This window comes from Pseudomonas sp. 15C, assembly GCF_055484735.1.
The window spans coordinates 61,838-84,366 of the sequence record NZ_JBUDGD010000015.1; the positions used below are offsets into that span (position 1 = coordinate 61,838).

General features: G+C 58.9%; 25 protein-coding genes. 11 read left to right on the plus strand and 14 right to left on the minus strand.

Annotation, left to right across the window (positions count from 1 at the left end):
- Positions 1–334 precede the first annotated feature (334 nt).
- From ACYYKW_RS10690 to grxD, 3 genes are all read left to right on the plus strand, one after another.
- Positions 335–625 carry a hypothetical protein gene (locus tag ACYYKW_RS10690; RefSeq protein ID WP_090285872.1) on the plus strand — a complete coding sequence of 97 codons (291 nt, stop codon included), beginning with the start codon at positions 335–337 and terminating at the stop codon, positions 623–625.
- A gap of 135 nt (positions 626–760) precedes the next feature.
- The gene (locus ACYYKW_RS10695) at positions 761–2,866 is read left to right on the plus strand and encodes a molybdopterin oxidoreductase family protein (RefSeq protein WP_336355339.1); all 2,106 of its coding nucleotides are present in this window, start codon (positions 761–763) and stop codon (positions 2,864–2,866) included.
- Positions 2,867–2,965: 99 nt separating this feature from the next.
- Positions 2,966–3,307 (plus strand): Grx4 family monothiol glutaredoxin, encoded by a 342-nt coding sequence (gene grxD, locus ACYYKW_RS10700; RefSeq protein ID WP_093098775.1) that lies wholly within the window; start codon positions 2,966–2,968, stop codon positions 3,305–3,307.
- A 177-nt stretch (positions 3,308–3,484) separates the two neighbouring features.
- On the opposite strand, the gene bfr is transcribed toward grxD, so the two are convergent.
- Positions 3,485–3,958, minus strand: coding sequence for a bacterioferritin (gene bfr, locus ACYYKW_RS10705; protein WP_039758367.1), 474 nt, complete (start codon positions 3,956–3,958; stop codon positions 3,485–3,487).
- A 200-nt stretch (positions 3,959–4,158) separates the two neighbouring features.
- The gene (locus tag ACYYKW_RS10710; RefSeq protein ID WP_090285863.1) at positions 4,159–4,377 is read right to left on the minus strand and encodes a bacterioferritin-associated ferredoxin; all 219 of its coding nucleotides are present in this window, start codon (positions 4,375–4,377) and stop codon (positions 4,159–4,161) included.
- 312 nt (positions 4,378–4,689) lie between these two features.
- Between ACYYKW_RS10710 and ACYYKW_RS10715 the strand changes: the two genes are divergently transcribed.
- Positions 4,690–5,292, plus strand: a complete 603-nt coding sequence (locus tag ACYYKW_RS10715; protein WP_003227723.1) for a peroxiredoxin — start codon at positions 4,690–4,692, stop codon at positions 5,290–5,292.
- Between the two features lie 74 nt (positions 5,293–5,366).
- On the opposite strand, the gene rnt is transcribed toward ACYYKW_RS10715, so the two are convergent.
- On the minus strand, positions 5,367–6,044 hold the full coding sequence (gene rnt, locus ACYYKW_RS10720) for a ribonuclease T (protein ID WP_090285860.1): 678 nt from the start codon (positions 6,042–6,044) through the stop codon (positions 5,367–5,369).
- Positions 6,041–7,087, minus strand: a complete 1,047-nt coding sequence (gene pyrC / locus ACYYKW_RS10725) for a dihydroorotase (protein WP_336355338.1) — start codon at positions 7,085–7,087, stop codon at positions 6,041–6,043. The genes rnt and pyrC overlap by 4 nt, the downstream gene beginning before the upstream one ends.
- A 160-nt stretch (positions 7,088–7,247) precedes the next feature.
- Between pyrC and ACYYKW_RS10730 the strand changes: the two genes are divergently transcribed.
- The gene (locus ACYYKW_RS10730; protein WP_464990097.1) at positions 7,248–8,162 is read left to right on the plus strand and encodes a flagellar protein MotY; all 915 of its coding nucleotides are present in this window, start codon (positions 7,248–7,250) and stop codon (positions 8,160–8,162) included.
- Between the two features lie 129 nt (positions 8,163–8,291).
- Positions 8,292–9,509, plus strand: coding sequence for an argininosuccinate synthase (locus ACYYKW_RS10735; RefSeq protein WP_007916658.1), 1,218 nt, complete (start codon positions 8,292–8,294; stop codon positions 9,507–9,509).
- A gap of 129 nt (positions 9,510–9,638) precedes the next feature.
- Here ACYYKW_RS10735 and ACYYKW_RS10740 read toward each other — a convergent pair whose 3' ends face one another.
- The gene (locus ACYYKW_RS10740; protein ID WP_464990098.1) at positions 9,639–10,355 is read right to left on the minus strand and encodes a hypothetical protein; all 717 of its coding nucleotides are present in this window, start codon (positions 10,353–10,355) and stop codon (positions 9,639–9,641) included.
- Positions 10,356–10,831: 476 nt separating this feature from the next.
- Between ACYYKW_RS10740 and ACYYKW_RS10745 the strand changes: the two genes are divergently transcribed.
- On the plus strand, positions 10,832–11,458 hold the full coding sequence (locus tag ACYYKW_RS10745; RefSeq protein WP_090285851.1) for a response regulator transcription factor: 627 nt from the start codon (positions 10,832–10,834) through the stop codon (positions 11,456–11,458).
- 90 nt (positions 11,459–11,548) lie between these two features.
- Here the strand turns inward: ACYYKW_RS10745 and ACYYKW_RS10750 are convergent, their stop codons facing one another.
- From ACYYKW_RS10750 to metG, 8 genes are all read right to left on the minus strand, one after another.
- Complete coding sequence (locus ACYYKW_RS10750; protein ID WP_090285849.1) at positions 11,549–11,728, minus strand: PA3496 family putative envelope integrity protein; 180 nt, start codon at positions 11,726–11,728, stop codon at positions 11,549–11,551.
- A gap of 107 nt (positions 11,729–11,835) precedes the next feature.
- Complete coding sequence (gene nth / locus ACYYKW_RS10755) at positions 11,836–12,474, minus strand: endonuclease III (RefSeq protein WP_464990099.1); 639 nt, start codon at positions 12,472–12,474, stop codon at positions 11,836–11,838.
- On the minus strand, positions 12,471–13,052 hold the full coding sequence (locus ACYYKW_RS10760; protein WP_093098784.1) for an Rnf-Nqr domain containing protein: 582 nt from the start codon (positions 13,050–13,052) through the stop codon (positions 12,471–12,473). The genes nth and ACYYKW_RS10760 overlap by 4 nt, the downstream gene beginning before the upstream one ends.
- A complete protein-coding gene (locus ACYYKW_RS10765; RefSeq protein WP_464990100.1) occupies positions 13,049–13,654 on the minus strand; it encodes an RnfABCDGE type electron transport complex subunit G in 606 nt (201 codons plus the stop codon). The genes ACYYKW_RS10760 and ACYYKW_RS10765 overlap by 4 nt, the downstream gene beginning before the upstream one ends.
- A complete protein-coding gene (locus ACYYKW_RS10770) occupies positions 13,651–14,634 on the minus strand; it encodes an RnfABCDGE type electron transport complex subunit D (protein ID WP_464990101.1) in 984 nt (327 codons plus the stop codon). Before ACYYKW_RS10770 ends, ACYYKW_RS10765 begins: the two co-directional genes overlap by 4 nt.
- Positions 14,621–15,628 (minus strand): electron transport complex subunit RsxB, encoded by a 1,008-nt coding sequence (gene rsxB / locus ACYYKW_RS10775; RefSeq protein WP_464990102.1) that lies wholly within the window; start codon positions 15,626–15,628, stop codon positions 14,621–14,623. The genes ACYYKW_RS10770 and rsxB overlap by 14 nt, the downstream gene beginning before the upstream one ends.
- Positions 15,625–16,194, minus strand: a complete 570-nt coding sequence (locus tag ACYYKW_RS10780) for an electron transport complex protein RnfA (RefSeq protein ID WP_464990103.1) — start codon at positions 16,192–16,194, stop codon at positions 15,625–15,627. Before ACYYKW_RS10780 ends, rsxB begins: the two co-directional genes overlap by 4 nt.
- Before the next feature lie 114 nt (positions 16,195–16,308).
- Positions 16,309–18,360, minus strand: a complete 2,052-nt coding sequence (metG, locus tag ACYYKW_RS10785; RefSeq protein ID WP_464990104.1) for a methionine--tRNA ligase — start codon at positions 18,358–18,360, stop codon at positions 16,309–16,311.
- Positions 18,361–18,514: 154 nt separating this feature from the next.
- Here metG and apbC point away from each other — a divergent pair, with 154 nt between their 5' ends.
- Positions 18,515–19,609 (plus strand): iron-sulfur cluster carrier protein ApbC, encoded by a 1,095-nt coding sequence (gene apbC / locus ACYYKW_RS10790; RefSeq protein WP_464990105.1) that lies wholly within the window; start codon positions 18,515–18,517, stop codon positions 19,607–19,609.
- Positions 19,610–19,742: 133 nt separating this feature from the next.
- Here the strand turns inward: apbC and ACYYKW_RS10795 are convergent, their stop codons facing one another.
- Positions 19,743–20,501 carry an SDR family oxidoreductase gene (locus ACYYKW_RS10795; protein ID WP_093106508.1) on the minus strand — a complete coding sequence of 253 codons (759 nt, stop codon included), beginning with the start codon at positions 20,499–20,501 and terminating at the stop codon, positions 19,743–19,745.
- Between the two features lie 163 nt (positions 20,502–20,664).
- Between ACYYKW_RS10795 and ACYYKW_RS10800 the strand changes: the two genes are divergently transcribed.
- From ACYYKW_RS10800 to ACYYKW_RS10810, 3 genes are all read left to right on the plus strand, one after another.
- Positions 20,665–21,390, plus strand: a complete 726-nt coding sequence (locus ACYYKW_RS10800) for a HugZ family pyridoxamine 5'-phosphate oxidase (RefSeq protein ID WP_336355328.1) — start codon at positions 20,665–20,667, stop codon at positions 21,388–21,390.
- A gap of 72 nt (positions 21,391–21,462) precedes the next feature.
- Positions 21,463–21,939: an FxsA family protein gene (locus tag ACYYKW_RS10805; protein WP_090285827.1), complete on the plus strand. Its 477-nt coding sequence runs from the start codon at positions 21,463–21,465 to the stop codon at positions 21,937–21,939.
- A 259-nt stretch (positions 21,940–22,198) separates the two neighbouring features.
- Positions 22,199–22,492, plus strand: coding sequence for a co-chaperone GroES (locus ACYYKW_RS10810; protein ID WP_007916610.1), 294 nt, complete (start codon positions 22,199–22,201; stop codon positions 22,490–22,492).
- Positions 22,493–22,529: the final 37 nt, after the last annotated feature.

Consider the following 22,529-nt stretch of genomic DNA (forward strand, 5'->3'; position numbering starts at 1 on the left):
GCGGCGTAAGCCGCACGGGGCGACGGAATAGGGGAAGGCGCGATATTGACATTAAATGTCGCGTTACGCCAATAGGCTACGGTTTACAAGGGAATCGAAGGGCGCGCCGCCAATTGCAATCGCGCATTTGAAGCCGGCTTCAGGGCGGCAGCGAGCCTCTTTGTACACTGGCCCCGCCGCGCTTGGCAATGCGCCGCGCCGCACACGGCGTGGCTTTGGTCGGTTTGAGGCGGGGTCGCGGCGGATTCTCTTGGTCGGATGTCCGGGCTGAAACATTTGCTAAAGCAAAGTGCTGGGTTATAAATAACATTCGAGCGACGCAGGAAGCCTCCGCATGGAATCGAAAGAACAACTGTTAATGGAACTGCTGGGTCACACGGCTCGCTCCTTGACCCACCTTACCGCGTCGGTCACCTCGATGTCGTTTGAACTGCTGCGCAGTGAAGACGAAGTGGTGAAGACGGCCGGTCGGCATATGATTGACCGCATGGCCACTATCAGCGCCGGGCTCGACGAGCATTGGCGCCTGATTGGCGAACTGACCGGCGTGCACGTCGCTCACGAGCAGATCGAAACCATTCAGGAAATTCAGCTGGCGCCGCCACCCCAGTTGCCGTCGAACTGACGGCTGCAGCGGTATCGGCTCGCCTGATAAGCCCCGATTCACAAGACGAACGTCGCTGGCGCCATGGTGTTGGCGGGGCCATAGTTTTGTTCCCGCGGGCGCAATCGCCCGCCCCGAACAAGACAGAGACTGGCCATGACCAAGACTCTCCATCACCGTGCCTGCCACCTGTGTGAGGCCATCTGTGGCCTGACCATCGAGACCACTGAAACCGATGGCCATGTCGCAATCACTTCGATCAAGGGCGATGCCCTCGATACCTTCAGTCGCGGCCACATCTGTCCTAAAGCGGTGGCGCTGCAAGATATCCAGAACGACCCGGATCGCTTGCGCCAACCGATGCGGCGGGTGGGTAGCGAGTGGCTGCCGATCGGCTGGGATGAAGCGTTTGCGTTGGTGGCATCGAAGCTGGCGGCGATTCAGGAGCGTCATGGGCAAAACGCCGTGGCGGTCTATCAGGGCAACCCGAGCGTACATAATTATGGGCTGATGACCCACAGCAACTACTTTCTCGGCTTGCTGAAAACCCGTAATCGCTACTCGGCGACGTCGGTTGACCAGTTGCCCCATCACCTCAGCAGTTACCTGATGTACGGCCACGGCTTGCTGCTGCCGATTCCGGATATCGATCACACCGATTTCATGTTGATCCTCGGCGGTAATCCGCTGGCTTCCAATGGCAGCATCATGACCGTCCCGGATGTCGAGAAGCGTCTCAAAGCGATTCAGGCGCGCGGCGGCAAAGTGGTGGTGGTCGATCCGCGTCGCAGCGAAACGGCGGCGATGGCGGATCAGCATCTGTTCGTGCGTCCGGGCGGCGATGCTGCGCTGTTGTTTGGCGTGCTGAATACCCTGTTCAGCGAGGGTTTGACTCGCGACAGCCATCTGCCGGTCGATGGTCTCGACGAGGTGCGCGCCGCGGTGGCAACGTTCACAGCGCAGGCGATGAGCCCGTTGTGTGCGGTTCCGGCCGAGCAGATCCGCCAACTGGCGCGCGATTTCGCCGCTGCGCCAAGTGCGGTGTGTTACGGACGCATGGGCGTTTCGACCCAGGCGTTCGGCACGCTGTGTCATTGGCTCGTGCAGTTGATCAATCTGGTCACCGGCAACCTCGACCGGGCCGGCGGTGCGTTGTGCACAGAGCCCGCTGTCGATCTGGTGGCCTCAACCTCGGGCGGGCATTTCAACAAATGGCAAAGTCGCGTCTCGGGCCGTCCCGAATACGGTGGCGAGTTGCCGGTGTCAGCGCTGGCCGAAGAAATGCTCACCGAAGGCGAAGGCCAGATCCGCGCATTGATCACCGTGGCTGGCAATCCAGTGCTGTCGACACCGAACGGGCGGCAACTGGAGCAGGCGCTGGACGGGCTGGAGTTCATGCTCAGCATTGACCTGTACATCAACGAAACCACGCGCTACGCCGACCTGATCCTGCCGTCGACCTCGGCACTGGAAAACGATCACTACGACACCACGTTCAATCTGTTTGCTGTGCGCAATGTCAGTCGCTTCAATCGCGCAATCCTCGCCAAACCTGAAGGTGCGCTGCATGACTGGGAAATCTTCGTCGGCCTCGCCAAGGCGTTTGCGGCGCAGACCGGCAAGGAACTGAAACCGACCATGCCGCCGTCGAAGATGATCGACATGGGCCTGCGCATGGGCCTTTATGGCGACGCGTCCGAACACAAACTGTCGCTGGCAACACTGTTCGATCATCCGCACGGGATTGACCTGGGCGCGCTGAAGCCGAATCTGGCTGCACGCCTGAAAACCCCTGATCAGCGCATACAGGCCGCACCGGCGGAGATACTCGCCGATCTTCAACGCTTCGCCGCATTGCAGGCGCCCGCCATCGATCAACTGCTGATGATCGGCCGCCGCCATGTGCGCAGTAACAATTCGTGGATGCACAACTACCATCGTCTGGTGAAAGGCAAGCCGCGTCATCAGTTGTTGATGCATCCGGCCGATCTCGCCAGTCGAGGCCTCAGTGACGGCCAGCGAGTACGCGTCAGTTCGCGGGTCGGGCAGATCGAAGTGGAGGTGCTCGGCAGCGACGACATGATGCAAGGGGTGGTCAGCCTGCCGCACGGTTGGGGCCATGCGCGACCGGGCGTGCAAATGGCAATTGCCAGCGGCCAGCCGGGCTCGAGTGCCAACGACCTGACCGATGAATGCCAGCTCGACGAGTTGTCGGGGAACGCCGCGCTCAATGGTGTGCCGGTGACGGTGGTGGCGGCTTGAGCATGTGTCTGTCGGGGAGACCGAGCAGCGCGCTCGGGATTCCGTTACAATGCGCCACCGTGCCGACCCATGAGTCGGAAAGTTCAGCCGAGGTGCTCCATGGATATCATCGAAACGATTAAAGAGCAGATTGCCAACAACACCATTCTGCTTTACATGAAAGGCTCGCCGAATGCCCCGCAGTGCGGCTTCTCCGCAAAAGCTGCGCAGGCTGTCATGGCCTGTGGCGAAAAGTTTGCGTACGTGGACATCCTGCAGAACCCGGAAATCCGCGCCAACCTGCCGAAGTACGCCAACTGGCCGACTTTCCCGCAACTGTGGGTCGGCGGTGAGCTGATCGGCGGCAGCGACATCATGACCGAGATGGCCGCTGACGGTTCGCTGCAGACCACCATCAAGTCGGCTGTCGAAGCCGCTGCGGCGAACAAGTCCGAAGCCTAAGCGCTTTTCTGCAGGAGTGAGCCTGCTCGCAATAGCGTTCTGTCAGTTGATTAAAATATTGACTGATCCAGCGCCATCGCGAGCAGGCTCACTCCTACAACGCGACAGGCAATAAAAAGCCCCGCACCTCAACAGAGGGCGGGGCTTTTTCGTGTCTGGCGTTCAGCGGGCGCTGACTTACTCTTCGCCCATCTGCGACTGCAGATAGTTTTCCAGACCGATCTTGTCGATCAGGCCCAGCTGGGTTTCCAGCCAGTCGATGTGTTCTTCTTCGGACTCGAGAATGTCTTCGAGCAGTTCACGGCTGCCAAAGTCGGCAACGGTTTCGCAATGGGCGATGGCAGCCTTCAGGTCGGCGTGGCCGGTCTTCTCGATACGCAGATCGCACTCGAGCATTTCGCGGGTGTGCTCGCCGATGTGCAGCTTGCCCAGGTCCTGTACGTTCGGCAGGCCTTCCAGGAACAGGATGCGCTTGATCAGCTTGTCCGCGTGTTTCATCTCATCGATGGATTCTTTGTATTCGTGCTTGCCGAGCTTGTTCAGACCCCAATCTTCGTACATGCGCGCATGCAGAAAGTACTGATTGATCGCGACCAGCTCATTGGCGAGGATCTTGTTGAGATGCTGGATGACGGTAATGTCGCCTTTCATGATCGGAGTCCTGCCCTGTAATCGCGGTATATAAGGCGGAGTTTGAGCTTCACACTTATAAGTGTCAAACCTAAGTTATTGAATAATATATGAAAATTAATCGGAATAAGAATGTTTGTGTTCCGCGTCTTGACGCTAAGCGATTGATTTTCAGGCATAAAAAAACCGGACATAAGTCCGGTTCCTTGAAATTGGGCTGATCAGGCGGCAGTAAATTCTGCAGGATAAGGAATCGAGGCCTGAGCGGTTTGCAGCTTGGTCAGGGTTTCGCGAACCACTTCCTTGGCCAGGCACGCACATTTGCCGCACTGGCTGGCGACGCCGGTCGCCTGGCGAACTTCCTTGTAGCTGCAGCAACCTTCATAGATCGCTTCGCGGATCTGTCCGTCGGTGACGCCAGTGCAGAGGCAAACATACATAAGTAAGAACCGTCGCTGGTTGTGACTCAATTGCGATGGATCTTAATGTTAACGAGAATGATTGTCAAAGTGCTTTGCGGCAGCTTTTGGCGTTATTTGGCTCATGACTGACGAACGGTGTTTGAGCGTTGCTTGCCTGTCCTTATAAATGCTCAACGGACAGCCGACGTGGAAAATCCGTTGAGGACAGGCCAAAAACGCAGTGTATGATGGTCGTCCCTTGCGAAGAGGGTTCGTGTCACAGGGCTGTCGCCTGAGGGTGGCAGGCTGGCCCGGACCCTGAACTTCAAGTCTTTACACCAGGAGATATCAATGAGCGTACTCGTAGGCAAACAAGCCCCTGACTTCACCGTCCCGGCCGTACTCGGCAATGGCGAGATCGTTGACAGCTTCACCCTGTCCTCGGCCATCAAAGGCAAATACGGCCTGGTGTTCTTCTACCCACTGGACTTCACCTTCGTCTGCCCGTCCGAGCTGATCGCTCTGGACAACCGCATGGCCGATTTCAAGGCACGTAACGTGGAAGTGATCGCTGTGTCGATCGACTCGCACTTCACCCACAACGCCTGGCGCAACACCCCGGTCAACAATGGCGGCATCGGCCAGGTGAAATACACCATGGCAGCCGACATGAAGCACGACATCGCCAAGGCCTACGACGTTGAATCCGAAGGCGGCGTGGCGTTCCGAGGCGCGTTCCTGATCGACGACAAGGGCGTTGTCCGCTCGCAGATCATCAACGACCTGCCGCTGGGCCGTAACATGGAAGAGCTGATCCGTCTGGTCGACGCACTGCAATTCCACGAAGAGCACGGCGAAGTCTGCCCTGCCAACTGGAAGAAAGGCGACAAAGGCATGAACGCTTCGCCAGAAGGCGTTGCGGCTTACCTGACCGAGAACGCTGCTGCCCTGTAAGGCGCAACGTCGAGGTATAAAAAAACCGGCCCAAGTGGCCGGTTTTTTTGTGCTCGGGTTTTATTCGGCGAGGATCAATCGTCGAAGTCTTCCCAACCGCCCATCTGCTTCCAGCGGTTGACGATGCCACAGAACAGCTCAGCGGTTTTCTCGGTGTCGTAACGTGCCGAGTGCGCCTCGCGGCCATCAAAATCGATGCCGGCGGCTTGACAGGCTTTGGCCAGCACGGTTTGACCGTAGGCAAGACCGGCCAGCGTCGCGGTGTCGAAGCTGGAGAACGGGTGGAACGGGTTGCGCTTCATGTCCAGGCGAGCAACGGCTGCGTTGAGAAAGCCCAGATCGAAGCTGCTGTTATGTCCGACCAGAATCGCCCGCTTGCAGCCGTTGGCCTTCAGCGCCTTGCGGATGCCGCGGAAGATGTCGGTCAGCGCGGTTTCTTCGCTGACGGCCATGCGCAGCGGGTGATCGAGTTTGATCCCGGTGAACTCCAGCGCCGCTGCTTCGACGTTCGCGCCTTCGAACGGCTCGACGCGGAAGAAATAGGTGTGATCCGGGTACACAAACCCCTTTTCATCCATGGCGATGGTGGTCGCGGCAATCTCCAGCAAGGCATCGGTGGCTGCGTTGAAGCCACCGGTTTCTACGTCGACGACTACCGGCAGGTAGCCGCGAAATCGTGCCGCCATCGGATGACGGGAACCGCCGCCGCCATTTTGACCGTCCAGTTCGTCGTCGAAATGCTCTTCACTCACGCGTGTTCCTCCAGCAGGCGCCAGCGCAGTTTTTCACCGGCGCGCAGCGGGATAACGGTCAGCTCGCCGAAAGGCAGGCTGGTCGGGGCGGTCCATTCTTCACGAACCAGGGTGATGCGATCGGTGTTCACCGGCAAACCATAGAAGCGCGGGCCGTTGAGGCTGGCGAAGGCTTCGAGCTTGTCCAGCGCGTTACGTTGTTCGAACGCTTCGGCGTACATCTCGATGGCGGCGTACGCGGTGTAGCAGCCGGCGCAGCCGCAGGCGGCTTCCTTGGCGTGCTGGGCGTGCGGTGCCGAGTCGGTGCCGAGGAAAAACTTCGCGCTGCCGCTGGTGGCGGCATCGAGCAAGGCTTCCTGATGCGTATTGCGCTTGAGGATCGGCAGGCAATAAAAGTGGGGGCGAATCCCGCCCACCAGCATGTGGTTGCGGTTGTACAGCAGGTGATGCGCAGTGATGGTCGCGCCGACGTTGGCCGAGGCCTCGTTGACGAACTGCACGGCGTCGCCGGTGGTGATGTGTTCGAACACCACTTTCAGCGTCGGGAACCGCTCGACGACACGGCGCATGTGCTCATCGATGAAAATCTTCTCGCGGTCGAACACATCGACGTCGCCACGGGTGACTTCACCGTGGATCAGCAGCGGCATGCCGACGTCGGCCATGGCTTCCAGCGCCGGGAAAATCTTGTCGATGCTGGTCACGCCGGAATCGGAGTTGGTGGTCGCACCGGCCGGGTACAGCTTGGCGGCGTACACAAAACCGCTGGCCTTGGCCTGACGAATTTCTTCCGGTTGGGTGCGGTCGGTGAGGTACAGCACCATCAGCGGCTCAAAGCGACTGCCGGCCGGGCGGGCAGCGAGGATCCGCTGGCGGTAGCCGTCGGCTTCAGCGGCGTTGCGCACCGGTGGCACCAGGTTCGGCATGATGATCGCGCGCCCGAAGGTGCGAGCCACATCGGCAACGGTATTGGTCAACACGGCACCATCGCGAAGATGAATATGCCAGTCGTCGGGACGCAGCAGGGTCAGGCGGTCGGACATGGGGGGCTTCCAGGCGGGTCAAACTGAGGCGAATGCTACCGGAAAAGACTCTTGCAGGCACTCGCTATCAAGTTTTGCAGCAAGCGTCCGATATCCCGAAGGTATGCCGTAAACATTGTGTGAATCGGTGTTTGTGTTTCACAAGCCAATGGAGCCTCCCGTGCGCCAGCGTTATCTAGCCTTGCTCAGTGTGTTTGCCAGCCTCCCTGCGATGGCGCTCACCTACCAGACCCGTCTGGAGAACATTGAGTGGACGGTCGCCGGCGACAAGTTCGAGTGCCGTCTGACCCAACCGATCACCGATTTCGGTTCGGGCGAGTTTGTGCGCAAGGCCGGCGAGCAGGCGATCTTCCGCCTCAACGCCTACAACGCCATGCTCGGCGGCGGTTCGGCGACCCTGCTGGCGGCCGCTGCACCCTGGCAGCCGGGGCGTGGCGACATCAATCTGGGCAGCGTTCGGCTGGGCAGCGGCAATGTCCTGTTCAACAGTTCGCAGTCGCAGGCTGGCGGGCTGATCAGCGGGCTGCTGGATGGTCGCAGCCCGGTCGTGCGCCGCGCATCGGGTGATGGTCGGGTGTCGGAAGTGCGCCTGCTGCCGGTCAAGTTCAGCAAGGCATTCAACGATTATCAGACCTGTGTGGCGAAGCTGCTGCCGCAGAATTTCGACCAGATCAAGCAATCACAGATCGGCTTTCCCGGCGAAGGCGTTGATCTCGACCCGGCTGCCAAAGCCAAACTGCAAGTGATGCTCGAATACATGAAGGCTGATCCGACGGTGAACCACATCGAACTCGACGGCCACTCGGACAACAGCGGCAATCGCCTGACCAATCGTGAGCTGTCGCGCCGCCGAGCGCTGGCGGTGGTCGACTTCTTCAAGGCCAATGGCATTCAGGAGTCGCAGATCACTGTGCGTTTCCACGGCGAGCAGTATCCGATCGTGCCGAACACCAACAAAGCCAACCGTGCGAAGAACCGTCGCGTCAATGTGAAGCTGGCGCGCGTCGCACCGACGACAGCCCCGGCCCCGGCGCCGCAAGCGAGTGCGCCTGCCACAGCTGCCACGACTTCCTGACTCGCCGGTCATCGTCGCGCTCTCGACAGATTCTGTCGCTTTGTCGTCTTAAGCTGTCGCGCCTCTGTAAATTATCGCGTTTGAGCGGTAGACTCCCCGGCTTTCCGTAGAACCCCGTGGAGTGATGGCATGGCGGACGTAAACAAGGTCGTTCTGGCGTATTCCGGCGGCCTGGACACTTCGGTGATCCTCAAGTGGCTGCAGGATACTTATAACTGTGAAGTGGTGACCTTCACCGCCGATCTCGGTCAAGGCGAAGAGGTCGAGCCGGCCCGCGCCAAGGCCCAGGCCATGGGCGTCAAAGAAATCTACATCGACGACCTGCGCGAAGAGTTCGTGCGCGATTTCGTCTTCCCGATGTTCCGCGCCAACACCGTTTACGAAGGCGAGTACCTGCTGGGTACTTCCATCGCACGTCCGCTGATCGCCAAGCGTCTGATTGAAATTGCCAACGAAACCGGTGCCGACGCCATTTCCCACGGCGCGACCGGCAAGGGCAACGACCAGGTACGTTTCGAACTGGGTGCCTACGCGCTCAAGCCAGGCGTAAAAGTGATCGCCCCTTGGCGCGAGTGGGACTTGCTGTCGCGCGAGAAGCTGATGGACTACGCCGAGAAGCACGCGATCCCGATCGAGCGTCACGGCAAGAAAAAATCCCCGTACTCGATGGACGCCAACCTGCTGCACATTTCCTACGAAGGCGGTGTGCTGGAAGATACCTGGACCGAGCACGAAGAAGACATGTGGAAATGGACGGTCTCCCCGGAGAACGCTCCTGACAAAGCGCAATACCTGGAACTGACCTACCGTAACGGCGACATCGTTGCGCTGGACGGCGTTGAAATGACTCCGGCCACCGTGCTGGCGACGCTGAACAAGATCGGTGGTGCTCACGGTATCGGCCGTCTCGACATCGTCGAAAACCGCTATGTCGGCATGAAGTCCCGTGGCTGCTACGAAACCCCGGGCGGCACCATCATGCTGCGCGCGCACCGCGCCATCGAATCGATCACGCTGGACCGCGAAGTTGCTCACTTGAAAGACGAGCTGATGCCGAAATACGCCAGCCTGATCTACACCGGCTACTGGTGGAGCCCTGAGCGTCTGATGCTGCAACAGATGATCGACGCTTCGCAGGTCAACGTGAACGGCGTTGTGCGCCTGAAGTTGTACAAAGGCAACGTGATCGTCACTGGCCGCAAGTCCGACGATTCGCTGTTCGATTCCAACATCGCGACCTTCGAAGAAGACGGTGGCGCTTACAACCAGGCCGACGCGGCGGGCTTCATCAAGCTCAACGCACTGCGCATGCGCATTGCTGCCAACAAGGGCCGCAAGCTGTTCTAGGCATCACACGCGGACGCACAACAAAAAGGGCGGCCTTGTCTTCGAGACAGGGTCGCCCTTTTTGCATCAATGAGTTATGGCTCCGACTGAGCATTTTTCCAGGCACCGGTGCGTGGCAGTGGTTCATTTTCAAACTCTTCCCAGACGCGTCACCGCGTGTGAGCAGAGGTTGTAGACGATACAGAGCGTTTTGCCGGAGCCTTTCTTGATCTGCCTGGCTTGCAGCAGCGCATGTTGGGTAAGCAAGGCATCCGATACGTGACTGGAAAGAAATACGATCACTCGTGATGTCTTGCGATCGAGGTTGCGGATGTTATTCAGAATCGTCGCCAGTTCCTTCGCTGCATCGACATTCCGTGCATCGATCAGATGCAAATGACTGACAAACGCCGGCAGTTGTATGTTGTGCTGAACGATCTGACTGGATTTTGCATTGCTGTCCGTCGGCGGGTCGGCCGCATTGTGGACTTTGCACGAATCTTTGCGCTCTACACTGCCAGACTCGCTTGAGACGATACAACTGGATAGCCCGAATGTACCTTGAACGCAGGGCTCCGTGGATGATGCGCTGCGCTTGTTGTCGCGTTCATTGTTATCTATCACTTTAAGAAAACTCTTGTCTTTATCAAAGTCTGAAGGTGAATAGAGGGAGCGATAATTGAAGTTCAAAGTGATAAAGAAAAGAAACAGTAAATAAAAAGGAAAGCTTATCAGGAACCACACGTATATCTCCCTGTCTTCGTTGTCCAGAAATGGCAGGGAAACCGCCGCGGATGTTTCCGAGATGGCTGCGAATATGGCGATTACCGTCATTGGGTTTGCGATCTTGTTTTTGAGTTTTATCATGTGTGTGCTCTTTATGTGTTGGTTGAATTTTTAGTTGGGTTCCAAGAACTCATGTTTATAGAAAAAATATTGTGTTGGGTACAAATATCTTGTTTCAAGTGTTTATATTCTTGAGGGTTTTGTATGCCGGAGAAACAGTGGGTTCAGCATATGTCCAATCGTTAAAGCATATGTTTCAGGGTGCGGATTCTGCGGCTTGAATCGTCGTTTGAGCGCAGAAACAGATCGCGATGAGTCCTGCTCTCAGTTCTGTACGACGTACCCTGTAACAAAAGTAAAGGTGAAATTTCTTCGTAGGCCAAACAGTAAAAGTGATGGGTGATTAGGAAGTTATTGTTTTTTTGTAGGAATAATCCGCGATCGCTGTAGGGCATGTCTCTCGATGCAAGTGCATGTCAACCCTGGCATGCCATGGAGCAAGTGAGTGGGATATTGTGCGTGCTCTAAAAATTCGAACAGCGAAACTGGACTTGCCCATGAATAAAGTGCTGATCGTGGATGATCATCCTGTCATTCGTCTTGCGGTGCGTATGCTGATGGAGCGTCATGGCTACGAAGTCATCGCAGAGACGGACAACGGTGTGGATGCATTACAACTTGCTCGAGAGCAAATGCCGGATATTGTCATTCTGGATATTGGTATTCCGAAACTTGACGGCCTGGAAGTTATCGCGCGCCTGAGCTCGACCGCTATGCCCATAAAAGTATTGGTGTTGACGTCGCAGGCGCCCGGGCACTTTTCAATGCGTTGCATGCAATCGGGGGCCGCTGGCTATGTGTGCAAACAGCAGGACCTCACCGAATTGCTCAGTGCAATCAAGGCCGTGTTGTCTGGCTACAGCTATTTTCCCAATCAGGCCTTGCATACCGTGCGCACCAGTCTGGGCAATGCCAGCGAAGCGGACATGGTAGATCGTCTGTCCGGTCGGGAAATGATGGTGTTGCAGCAGTTGGCGCGAGGCAAGACCAACAAGGAAATTGCCGACGGCATGTTCTTGAGCAACAAGACCGTAAGTACCTACAAAACGCGCTTGTTATTGAAGCTCAATGCGCGTTCGCTGGTCGACCTGATCGAGTTGGCACAGCGAAACGGCCTGGTCTGAATATCCCGAAAGCTGACGGGTCATGGGCAGGGGCGGATTTCAGCGAGTTGCAGAAAGTGAAAAGCCTCCGGTTCGGGAGGCTTTCAGGTATCAAAGATCAAAATCGTAATCAGCCAATTGCCTTTGCAGTCGGCGCTCCTCAAGCAGGTTATCGATGGTGCGGCGCTTGCTCAGGTTGGTCTTTGCAACTTCGACGACGGGCTCTACCTCGTCGGGCTCAACGGCGACAAAATCGTCTTCTACGTCCAATTGCTCTTTGTCGGTACTCATAAGGTTAACTCCCGGCCAAGATTGCCTTTGGCGCTCCTTATATCGACATTCGGATGGCGGGTAAAAAAGATTTTTTCAATCGACGTATCAATAATGGCAATAAGCGCTCAATCGTCCGAAGTTTTCGCTTTGTACTCGCACAGGTCTTCTATCCGGCAACTGCCGCAGCGTGGCTTGCGCGCCAGACACACATAACGCCCGTGCAGAATCAGCCAGTGGTGGGAATCGAGCAGGAATTCCTTTGGTACAAATTTCATCAGTTTCTTTTCCACTTCAACCACGTTTTTGCCCGGTGCGATGCCGGTGCGGTTGCTGACCCGAAAGATATGCGTATCGACGGCCATGGTCAGTTGCCGAAAAGCGGTATTGAGCACCACGTTGGCGGTTTTGCGGCCCACGCCGGGCAGGGCTTCGAGTTCTTCACGGGTTCGCGGCACTTCGCCGCCATGGCGTTCGACCAGCAGACGACAGGTTTCGATGACGTTTTTCGCCTTGCTGTTGTAGAGGCCGATGGTCTTGATGTATTCGGACAACCCTTCGACGCCCAAGGCATGGATCGCGGCCGGTGTATTCGCTACGGGAAACAGCTTGGCCGTGGCCTTGTTGACGCCCACATCCGTCGACTGCGCCGATAGAATCACCGCGATCAACAGCTCGAATGGCGATGAATACGCCAGTTCGGTTTTCGGCTCCGGATTGTCTTCGTGCAGACGGCGGAAAATCTCCAGACGTTTTGCGGCATTCATGGGCGATGCATTTCCTTTGAATTCAATTTCGGGCGAACCAGCGCCTGACGCGCAGCCAGCAGCAGCGCCAACACAATAAAAGCGCCGGGGATCAGACTGATCAGTGGCAGTGCGTCGCTGAACAGGACGATGCCTTGCCAGCTGTCGAAAGGGCCACGGCCAAGGCTGCCGCTCCCTGCGACCTCGCGCAACGTCCCCAGCAGCAACAGCAATGCGCCGAACAGAGCGCAGAGTTTGCCGCGCTCAGTCAGTGTCTGGCGCCAGAAGCCATTGTATTCCAGCACCACGCATTGCAAGGCGATCAAGCTGGCATACAAGCCGAAGGCTTGCTGCCAGGGCAGAAACCAGCGTTGCGCCAACACATCAGTGCAACTGCTGAGCGTGGCGGCGAGCAAGACGCTGACCAGTAATCGGCCTGTTTCCGTCAATCGCGGGCGTAACGCGGGCATGAACAGACCGTACAGGCCCACGACAACGCTGAATATCAATAACGTGCCGATTGCGCTGACCAGTGAACCACTGCTGCCCAGCAGCAACGGCAGCATCATGCAATGGGCCAGACCCGGCGACGGCTTCATGTTCCGCTCCCCAGCAGTGCCGCGCGATGGTCATCAAAATAACGCAGGGCGTCATGCACCGCATTGATGACTGCGCGAGAAGTGATGGTGGCTCCGGCGATCTGATCGAATTGTCCGTCATCCTTCTTCAGTGCCCAACCTGCTGCCGTCGGCGCATCGCTCGACTTTCCGGTAAACGCCTGCAGCCAGGCATTCGGTCGGTTCGCCAGGTGCCCGCCAAGCGCTGGTGTTTCGTGCTGTTCTGACGTTTTCACCGCGAGCAACCTGCCATTCGGTTCGATGGCGATCAACAATTCGATGGCGCCCACATAGCCCTGAGTCTGACTGCGCAACAGTATTGCGACGGGCTTGCCATTGCGGGTCGCGCGATAGCCTGCGCTCAACTGGCTGTGGTCCAGTCGGGTGTCGGTCAAGCTCAGTGGTTGTTGCAGCGGCTGGTTGTCGTAGCTCTCCGGCGCCAGCATGTCGAGCCATTTACGGCTGTCGAGCAAGTGCTGCGCGGCGGCGATTTGTGGCGCGCTCCCACGCTGTACAAGGTAAGTCGCGGTAATCCCGCTGATGGCCACCAGCAGCACCATCACGGTGCTGGCCCGGCGCTTCACGGGTTCACCTTGATCTGGCGATTCGCGGCGAATCGCTCCAGTGCCGGCACGCAGAGATTCATCAGCAACACCGCAAACGCCAGCCCATCCGGGTAGCCGCCCCACGTGCGAATCACGTATGTCAGCAGTCCGACCCCAACGCCGAAGAGCAGGCGCGCCAGCGCGGTTTTCGCGCCGGATACCGGTTCAGTGACAATGAAGAACGCGCCGAGCATGGTCGCGCCGCTGAATAGATGAAACAGCGGCGAGCCATGCGAATCCGACCCCGAGCCATTCCAGCACAGCAGGCTGATCACCAACAGACTGGCGAGCATGCCCAGCGGAGCGTGCCAGCTGAACACTCGACGTTGCAGCAAAAACACGCCACCGGCCAAAAAGGCCAGATTCACCCACTCGGCAGCGCGTCCACCAAAATGCCCGAATGCCGGATGGCTGACGAACAGTTCGTCGATGGTCAGGCTGGCGTTGACGCGCAGAGTGTCCAGCGCGGTCGCCTGTGCCCAAGCGTCTGGCGCCTGACCTGAGCCGAATATCTGCTGCAGGGCTGCTGCAATATCCAGAGCGTGCGCCGGCCACTGCGTCATCGCGCGCGGGAACATGATCATCACCAACGCAAAACCGAGCATCGCCGGATTGAACGGATTTTCCCCCGTGCCGCCGTACACGTGCTTGCCAAACAGCAGGCCCCCGGCGGTTGCCGTCACCGTCAGCCACCAAGGGCAATAGGCCGGCAGCGCTACCGCCAGCAAGGTCGCACTGACCAGCGCACTGCCGTCGCGCAGCGCTGGCTGCAGAGGCCGCCGACGCAGTTGCGCAACGCCCGCTTCGACAATCAGCGCAGTGACGATCGCCAGCATCAGGTTGATCAACACGCCCCAACCGTAAAACCACAACAGCGTCAGCAATCCTGGCATAGCGGCCAGCAGCAAGGTTTTCATCGCCTGTTGCAGGCGATCGTCCGCTGCCTCAAGGGGCGGCATGTTCGCTTACCTGACGCTCGGCGGCTTGCAGTCGTGCGCGGGCCTCTTCAAGAATCTCGGCGGGAGTGTCGGCGTTACGTTCGAGCTTGCCGTATTCTGCGCGACACATCGCCAGCTGGATCTTGGCGCGCTTCAAGTCGGCGTCTTTGGCGGGCGGCGGTGCTGGAGCTGTGGGTACGGCGGTTTTTTCCAGTTGCGCCAGCGCCGCTTCGGCCGCTTCGAACTGGCGTTGCAGGACGATCAGTTGCGCCTGCTGCTCGAAAGTCGGTGGATGGCCGAAGGCTTTCAGCGATTTGTGCAGTTGCGCGCGGCTCATCGCGACATCGACTTTGGCTTTCTTCACGGCCGCGTCCGCGTTCGCCGCTTTTTGCGTGCGCACCCGTTCGAGTGCCGCCTGCACCGGGTCGGTGATGCTCACTTGCGCTTGCGCCGGCCTTTTCGCCCGCGCTTCACGCTCAGCCTGTTTCTCCTGCTCTTCGCGGTGCAGGCGCTCTTTGCGCCGCTCGAAACGTTGCCGTGCGTGATCACGTTTGGCCGCGCGTGCGCGTTGCTCGTCGAGGCTCAGCGCCAGTCCGCCCACCACCGGTAAGGTCTCGGGTGGCAGCGGGTGCATTTCAATGCAGTCCACCGGGCATGGCGCCACGCAGAGGTCGCAACCGGTGCATTCGTCGATCAGGACGGTGTGCATCAGTTTCGCCGCGCCGACAATCGCGTCGACCGGGCAAGCTTGAATGCATTTGGTGCAGCCGATGCACTCGGCCTCGCGAATGAACGCCACCTGGGCCGGTGCCGAACCGCGGCTGATGTCCAGTTCCAGCACCGGTACTTTCAACAGTTCAGCCAGCGCGGCGATGGTTTCCTCGCCACCGGGCGGACACTTGTTTATCGGCTCGCCGGCGGCGATGCCTTGCGCATAGGGCTTGCATCCGGGATGGCCGCACTTGCCGCACTGGGTCTGCGGCAGGAGGGCATCGATGCGTTGGATCAGACTCATGTTTTGATCAGTCCAGTGAATCCGAGAAAAATCACTGCTATCAATCCGGCGCCGAGCAGATCGATCGGCAAGCCGCGAAAGGGCAGAGGGATATCGTTACCCGCCGTGCGTTCACGCAAGTCGCTGAACAGGCTCAGTACCAACCAGAACCCCAACCCGGCACCCAGGCTCAGCGCCATTGTGTGAAGCAGACCTTGGTCGTTTAGCGCATTGATCAATGTCAGGCCAAGTACGCCCGCATTGCCCAGCAACAGCGGCCACAACCCGTCGAAGGGCAGGTTCGGCAACCCGCGCGCCAGGCATTTCAACAACGGCGCGATCAGCAAAACGCTCAACGGCAGAAACACGAACAGGCGCAGGGCTTGCAGTTGCAGCGGCACCAGCAGCCAGTGCCAGATCGCGTAGCCGAGCACGCCGACGACAACCATCAGACACAAGGTCGCCAGTCCCAACGCATGCACCTGGCGCCGGCTGGCCGCCAACAGCGGATCGACGCCCAGCGGCCAATGCAAGACGAAGTTGTTGAGCAGCGCGGCACTGATCAGCGTTAGGACGAATTCGGTCATGGTTCTGCCAGCGAAACGGGCGGGTGTCTCTCAAGGTTAGGCCTTATCCAGCCGCCTATGAAAAATCCCACCGGCATGCGGGACACGCCGGTGGGATCGATTTACCGCAGCTTCTTACTTGATACGTTGACCTGGCTTGGCACCGCTGTCCGGGCTCAGCAGGTAGATCTCTTCACCGCCAGGCCCGGCCGCCATCACCATGCCTTCGGAGATGCCGAACTTCATTTTCCGCGGCTTGAGGTTGGCAATCATCATCGTCAGGCGGCCGTCGAGTTTCGACGGATCCGGGTAAGCACTCTTGATGCCGGAGAACACGTTGCGTTGCTCGTCACCGATATCGAGGGTCAGGCGCAGCAACTTGTCGGCGCCTTCAACGTGCTCAGCCTTGACGATCAGCGCCACGCGCAGGTCGATGGCGGCGAACGCATCGAAATCGATTTCCGGCGACAGCGGGTCCTTGGCCAGTTCGCCATTGCCGGCCGGTGCGGCTGCGCCGGTGTCGGTCTGGCTGGCGCTGAGGTCTTCTTTCGAGGCGTCGGTCATGGCTTGCACCTTTACCGGGTCGATGCGGGTCATCAACGGCTTGAATTCGTTGAGCTGATGGTTGGCCAGTAGCGTGGTGTGGTCGTTCCAGGTCAGCGGCGCAACATTGAGGAACGCCTCGGCATCGGCGGCCAGCAGTGGCAGCACCGGTTTGAGGAAGATCACCAGTTGGCGGAACAGGTTGATGCCGGTGGCGCAGATCGCCTGGACTTCATCCTGCTTGCCTTCCAGCTTGTTCAGCGACCACGGTGCCTTGTCGGCGATCCACGCGTTGGCGCGGTCGGCCAGGGCCATGGTTTCGCGCATGGCGCGGGCAAAGTCGCGTGCTTCATAGGCGTCGGCAATGCTCGGCGCGGCGGCGAGGAAGGCCTCGGTCAGCTCCGGCGCGGCATTGTTGTCGACCAGCAGACCGGCGTTGCCCTTGTGGATGAACCCGGCGCAACGGCTGGCGATGTTGACCACTTTGCCGACCAGATCGGAATTGACCTTCTGCACGAAGTCTTCGAGGTTCAGGTCGAGGTCATCGACGCCACGGCCCAGTTTCGCCGCGTAGTAGTAACGCAGGTATTCCGGCGACAAGTGGTCCAGATACGTACGGGCCTTGATGAAAGTGCCGCGCGACTTGGACATCTTCTGGCCGTTGACGGTCAGGTAGCCGTGCACGTTGATCGCGGTCGGCTTGCGGAAACCAGCACCTTCGAGCATCGCTGGCCAGAACAGCGCGTGGAAGTTGACGATGTCCTTGCCGATGAAGTGGTACAGCTCGGCGGTGGAATCCTTGCCCCAGAACGCGTCGAAGTCCAGCTCCGGCGTGCGGTTGCAGAGGTTCTTGAAGCTGGCCATGTAGCCGATCGGCGCATCCAGCCACACGTAGAAATACTTGCCCGGCTCGCCCGGAATCTCGAAGCCGAAGTACGGCGCATCGCGGGAGATGTCCCACTGTTGCAGGCCGGCGTCGAGCCATTCGGAAAGCTTGTTGGCGACGGCGTCCTGCAGGGTGCCGCTGCGGGTCCAGGCCTGCAGCATGTCCTGGAAGTCCGGCAGCTTGAAGAAGAAGTGCTGGGAATCCTTGAGCACCGGGGTAGCACCGGAGATCGCCGACTTCGGATCCTTCAGGTCGGTCGGGGCGTAGGTCGCGCCGCATTTTTCGCAGTTGTCGCCGTACTGGTCTTCGGTGCCGCATTTCGGGCAGGTGCCCTTGATGAAACGATCGGCCAGGAACATTTTCTTTTCCGGGTCGAAATACTGGGTGATCGAGCGTTGGGCGATATGCCCGGCGTCACGCAGCTTGAGGTAGATCTGGCTCGACAGCTCACGGTTTTCTTCGGCGTGAGTGGAGTGGAAATTGTCGAAATCAACCAGGAAGTCGGTAAAGTCGGCGCTGTGTTCAGCCTGCACGTTGGCGATCAGTTGTTCCGGAGTGATGCCTTCCTTTTCTGCGCGCAGCATGATCGCCGAACCGTGGGCGTCGTCGGCGCAGACATAGATGCATTGGTTGCCGCGATGCTTCTGGAAGCGCACCCACATATCGGTCTGGATGTATTCCAGCATGTGGCCAAGGTGGATCGAACCATTGGCGTAGGGCAGGGCGCTGGTGACGAGGATCTTGCGTGGCTCGGACATGTAGGGCTTCGCTACTTGATGAAACGGAGGTCGGCCACTATAAAGCGCCGGACAAGATATTTCACCCCTGCAAATCGTTGCCGGGCATGCCGTCCGGAGGATAGAAGGGGTAGGATAGCCGCCATCTTTTCCAGTCTTGTTATCGGAGTTGCCCATGAGCGCCGTCACTCGCGCAGCGGTGGAAGCCGTCCTCAGCCAATACACCGACCCTTACCTGAACCAGGACCCGGTCAGCGCCGGTTGCGTGAAAAACATCGAGATCATCGGTGACCGCGTCAATGTGCAGCTGGAAATCGGCTACGCCGCCGGTCTGTTCAAGAGTGGTTGGGCGCAATTGCTGCAACTGGCCATCGAAAACATCGAGGGCGTGGTCATCGCCCGCGTCGAGGTCAACAGCGTGATCGCCGCGCACAAGGCCCAGGCGCAGATTCCGGGGCTGGCCAACGTCAAGAACGTGGTTGCCGTGGCCTCGGGCAAGGGCGGCGTGGGCAAGTCGACCACGGCTGCCAACCTCGCTCTCGCGCTGGCTCGCGAAGGCGCCAAAGTGGGGATTCTCGACGCCGATATCTACGGCCCGAGCCAAGGCATCATGTTCGGCATTCCCGAGCGCACCCGCCCGGAGGTCAAGGATCAGAAGTGGTTCGTGCCGCTCAAGGCCCACGGTGTCGAAGTCATGTCGATGGCATTTCTCGCCGACGACAACACACCGATGGTCTGGCGCGGGCCGATGGTCTCCGGCGCGCTGCTGCAACTGGTCACGCAAACCGCGTGGGGCGATCTGGATTATCTGGTCATCGACATGCCGCCAGGCACCGGCGACATTCAACTGACCCTGGCGCAGAAAGTCCCGGTGGCGGGCGCAGTGATCGTCACCACGCCACAGGATCTGGCCCTGCTCGATGCGCGCAAAGGCGTGGAAATGTTCCGCAAGGTCAACATTCCGGTGTTGGGCGTGGTGGAAAACATGGCCGTGCACATCTGCTCGAACTGCGGGCATGCCGAGCATCTGTTCGGTGAGGGCGGTGGCGAGAAGCTTGCCACCCAGTACGGCGTGGAATTGCTGGCCTCGCTGCCGCTGTCGATGCTGATTCGTGAACAGGCCGATGGCGGCAAGCCCACTGTGATCGCCGAGCCGGACAGCCAGATCGCCATGGTCTACCAGGAACTGGCCCGCCACGTCGGCGCGCGGATCGTGTTGCAGGAAGCGGCGACGCCGGCGATGCCGAATATCACCATCAGCGACGACTGATCTATCAGCAACGCTGAGATCCCTTGTAGGAGTGAGCCTGCTCGCGATCGCGGTTTAACATTCACCAGCGGTGGTGAATTGATTACCGCTATCGCGAGCAGGCTCACTCCTACATCTGGTTTTGGGTTGGCAGTCAGATACGCAAGCCGCCATCCATCTCCAGAATCCGCCCGGTGTAGTAGTCGTTTTCGAAGATATACGCTGCCGAATGGGCGATCTCTTCTGGTTTGCCCATGCGCTTGAGCGGGATGCCCGAGGTCATTTTCTCCAGCGCTTCGGGTTTCATGCCCAAGGTCATTTCGGTTTCGATGAAGCCCGGTGCAATGCCGGCCACGCGAATGCCGTAGCGCGCCAGTTCCCTGGCCCAGGTCACCGTCGCTGCCGCAACACCGGCCTTGGCCGCGGAATAGTTGGTCTGGCCGACATTGCCGGCGCGGGAGATCGACGAGATGTTGATGATCGCGCCGCTGTTCTTCAGCTCGACCATTTTCGCCGCCACCTCACGGGTGCAAAGGAACACGCCGGTCAGGTTGACATCGATGACTGCCTGCCACTGGGCCAGGCTCATCTTGCTCATTTCGCCGTCCTTGACCTTCAGCAGCAGGCCGTCACGCAGGATCCCGGCATTGTTGATCAGCCCGTGAATTGCGCCGAAATCAGCGGCCACCTGGGCGACCATGTGCTCGACCTGTTCTTCATTGGCGACGTTGCACAGATAGCTGCGCGCCTCGACGCCCCTGGCTTTGCACGCCGCGACGGCGTCGTCGAGCTTTTCCTGATTGAGATCGACCAGCGCGAGCTTCGCGCCTTTGCCGGCGAGATACTCGGCCATGGAGCGGCCCAAACCCTGGCAACCGCCAGTGATAATGATTACTTTGTCGTTGAGTTGCATGCGCATGCCCCGATTGCTGGTCTGATGGTTTTTATTCTTGGCGGCTCCCGTTCCGCCCCGGCCGTGGCCGGGTTGCAATGGAGAATTGCCCGATGGCGTAGCCGAAACCTGTTTTCGCGCGCCCGTCCGTTTTTTCGACGGAATCTATTCAAGGAGTCATAAATTGAGCGTTGAAGTGGCGAAGAATGCCCGAGAATTGCTTCTCAAGGAATACCGTGGAGTGCTCTCGACCCACTCCAGATCGATGCCCGGTTTTCCGTTCGGCTCCGTGGTCCCGTATTGCCTGGACGAGCAGGGCCGGCCGCTGATCCTGATCAGCCGCATCGCCCAGCACACCCACAATCTGCAAAAAGACCCGAAATGCTCGATGCTGGTGGGCGAGCGCGAGGCCGATGACGTGCAAGCGGTGGGGCGCCTTACTTATCTTGCACAAGCGCAAAAGCTCGAAGACCCTGCCGCCATCGAAGCCGCCGCCGAACGTTACTACCGCTACTTCCCGGATTCGCAGAACTACCACAAGGCTCACGATTTCGACTTCTGGGTACTGGATCCGGTACGCCACCGCTACATCGGCGGTTTCGGTGCGATTCACTGGATCGATCAGTTGACCCTGGCCAACCCGTTCGCCGGCAAGGCCGAGATCAGCATGGTCGATCACATGAACAGCGACCATGCCAAGGCTATCGCCCATTACGTCGAGCTCGCCGGTTTGCCGAACAGCGTGCCGGCGCAACTGGCCGGGATTGACAGCGAAGGCATGCACTTGCGCATCGGTCAGGCGTTGTACTGGCTAGGCTTCCCAAGCCCTTGCAATACTCCGACACAAGTGCGCGAAGCCCTGGTTTCATTGGCTCACGCTGAGGTCTGGCCAAAAAATACGCCTTCTTAAGGTTGAATTCACGCAAAGGCGACGTCATCTAAGGCTTACTGCAAGGCATTTCTTGCGTTGAGGACAATTTTGATGCGCCCTTTTCTGTTGCTCTTTCTGCTGTTTCCAGTGCTGGAGCTGTTCGTATTCGTCAAAGTGGCAGGGGCGATCGGGTTCTTCCCGGCCCTGCTGCTGATTATCGTCGGCTCGATGTTCGGCGTGTTTGTGCTGCGCATCGCCGGCCTGGCCACGGCGCTGCGTGCCCGTGAAAGCCTGAACCGCGGCGAACTGCCGGCACAAACCATGCTCGAAGGGCTGATGCTGGCCCTGGCCGGCGGTTTGCTGATCATTCCAGGCTTTATCAGCGACGTGGTCGGTCTGGTCATGCTGCTGCCGTTCACCCGGCGTCTGCTGGCGAACAAAATGCGCCAGCGTGCCGAAGACCAGGCCATGCGCCAGCGCGCCTTCGCCGATGACCTGCAACCCCGTGGCGGTCCGGCACCACGCGAGCCGTTGGGCCGTGAGCCGAATGTGATCGAAGGCGAGTTCGAACACCGCGACCACAAGTAACGTCAACATCGGCACGGCACCTTCGGGTGCCGTGCTCGTTTATGGGGCCAAATCGCCGGACGGCGTCAAAATTTTTTTTGCCCCAGCCCTTGTAATCAGCTTGTACGCCCCTATGTATCGGTCACCGAAAGGTTTCCGGTGATTACACCGGACAGACTTGCGCGGTTCGCTCGACGAGCCGCACCCGGCACAGGCCGGATTTGTTAAACCCGCCGGGACTACACCGGCCGATGAAAACCACAATTAGGAGAGATCGACAATGAAGCTTCGTCCTCTGCATGACCGCGTCGTCATCCGTCGCAGCGAAGAAGAAAAGAAAACCGCTGGCGGTATCGTCCTGCCAGGTTCGGCTGCTGAAAAAGCCAACCACGGTGTGATTCTCGCTGTAGGCCCGGGCAAAGCTCTGGAAAACGGCGAAGTGCGTGCACTGTCCGTGAAGGAAGGCGACAAGGTTGTGTTCGGTCCTTACTCCGGCAGCAACACTGTGAAAGTCGATGGTGAAGACCTGCTGGTAATGAGCGAGAACGAAATCCTCGCGGTTATCGAAGGCTGATACTCCCGTTCATTTTCCCGTTACTACAAAGTATTTA

Coding starts and splice junctions, on each gene's coding strand:
- grxD (WP_093098775.1), top strand. CDS start 2,966: ATGGATATCATCGAAACGATTAAAGAGCAGATTGCCAACAACACCATT.
- ACYYKW_RS10770 (WP_464990101.1), bottom strand. CDS start 14,634: ATGCCGCCCCTTGAGGCAGCGGACGATCGCCTGCAACAGGCGATGAAA.
- ACYYKW_RS10690 (WP_090285872.1), top strand. CDS start 335: ATGGAATCGAAAGAACAACTGTTAATGGAACTGCTGGGTCACACGGCT.
- ACYYKW_RS10735 (WP_007916658.1), top strand. CDS start 8,292: ATGGCGGACGTAAACAAGGTCGTTCTGGCGTATTCCGGCGGCCTGGAC.
- ACYYKW_RS10695 (WP_336355339.1), top strand. CDS start 761: ATGACCAAGACTCTCCATCACCGTGCCTGCCACCTGTGTGAGGCCATC.
- rsxB (WP_464990102.1), bottom strand. CDS start 15,628: ATGAGTCTGATCCAACGCATCGATGCCCTCCTGCCGCAGACCCAGTGC.
- bfr (WP_039758367.1), bottom strand. CDS start 3,958: ATGAAAGGCGACATTACCGTCATCCAGCATCTCAACAAGATCCTCGCC.
- ACYYKW_RS10760 (WP_093098784.1), bottom strand. CDS start 13,052: ATGAAGCCGTCGCCGGGTCTGGCCCATTGCATGATGCTGCCGTTGCTG.
- pyrC (WP_336355338.1), bottom strand. CDS start 7,087: ATGTCCGACCGCCTGACCCTGCTGCGTCCCGACGACTGGCATATTCAT.
- ACYYKW_RS10795 (WP_093106508.1), bottom strand. CDS start 20,501: ATGCAACTCAACGACAAAGTAATCATTATCACTGGCGGTTGCCAGGGT.
- ACYYKW_RS10740 (WP_464990098.1), bottom strand. CDS start 10,355: ATGATAAAACTCAAAAACAAGATCGCAAACCCAATGACGGTAATCGCC.
- ACYYKW_RS10810 (WP_007916610.1), top strand. CDS start 22,199: ATGAAGCTTCGTCCTCTGCATGACCGCGTCGTCATCCGTCGCAGCGAA.
- ACYYKW_RS10745 (WP_090285851.1), top strand. CDS start 10,832: ATGAATAAAGTGCTGATCGTGGATGATCATCCTGTCATTCGTCTTGCG.
- ACYYKW_RS10710 (WP_090285863.1), bottom strand. CDS start 4,377: ATGTATGTTTGCCTCTGCACTGGCGTCACCGACGGACAGATCCGCGAA.
- metG (WP_464990104.1), bottom strand. CDS start 18,360: ATGTCCGAGCCACGCAAGATCCTCGTCACCAGCGCCCTGCCCTACGCC.
- apbC (WP_464990105.1), top strand. CDS start 18,515: ATGAGCGCCGTCACTCGCGCAGCGGTGGAAGCCGTCCTCAGCCAATAC.
- ACYYKW_RS10750 (WP_090285849.1), bottom strand. CDS start 11,728: ATGAGTACCGACAAAGAGCAATTGGACGTAGAAGACGATTTTGTCGCC.
- ACYYKW_RS10805 (WP_090285827.1), top strand. CDS start 21,463: ATGCGCCCTTTTCTGTTGCTCTTTCTGCTGTTTCCAGTGCTGGAGCTG.
- nth (WP_464990099.1), bottom strand. CDS start 12,474: ATGAATGCCGCAAAACGTCTGGAGATTTTCCGCCGTCTGCACGAAGAC.
- ACYYKW_RS10780 (WP_464990103.1), bottom strand. CDS start 16,194: ATGACCGAATTCGTCCTAACGCTGATCAGTGCCGCGCTGCTCAACAAC.
- ACYYKW_RS10715 (WP_003227723.1), top strand. CDS start 4,690: ATGAGCGTACTCGTAGGCAAACAAGCCCCTGACTTCACCGTCCCGGCC.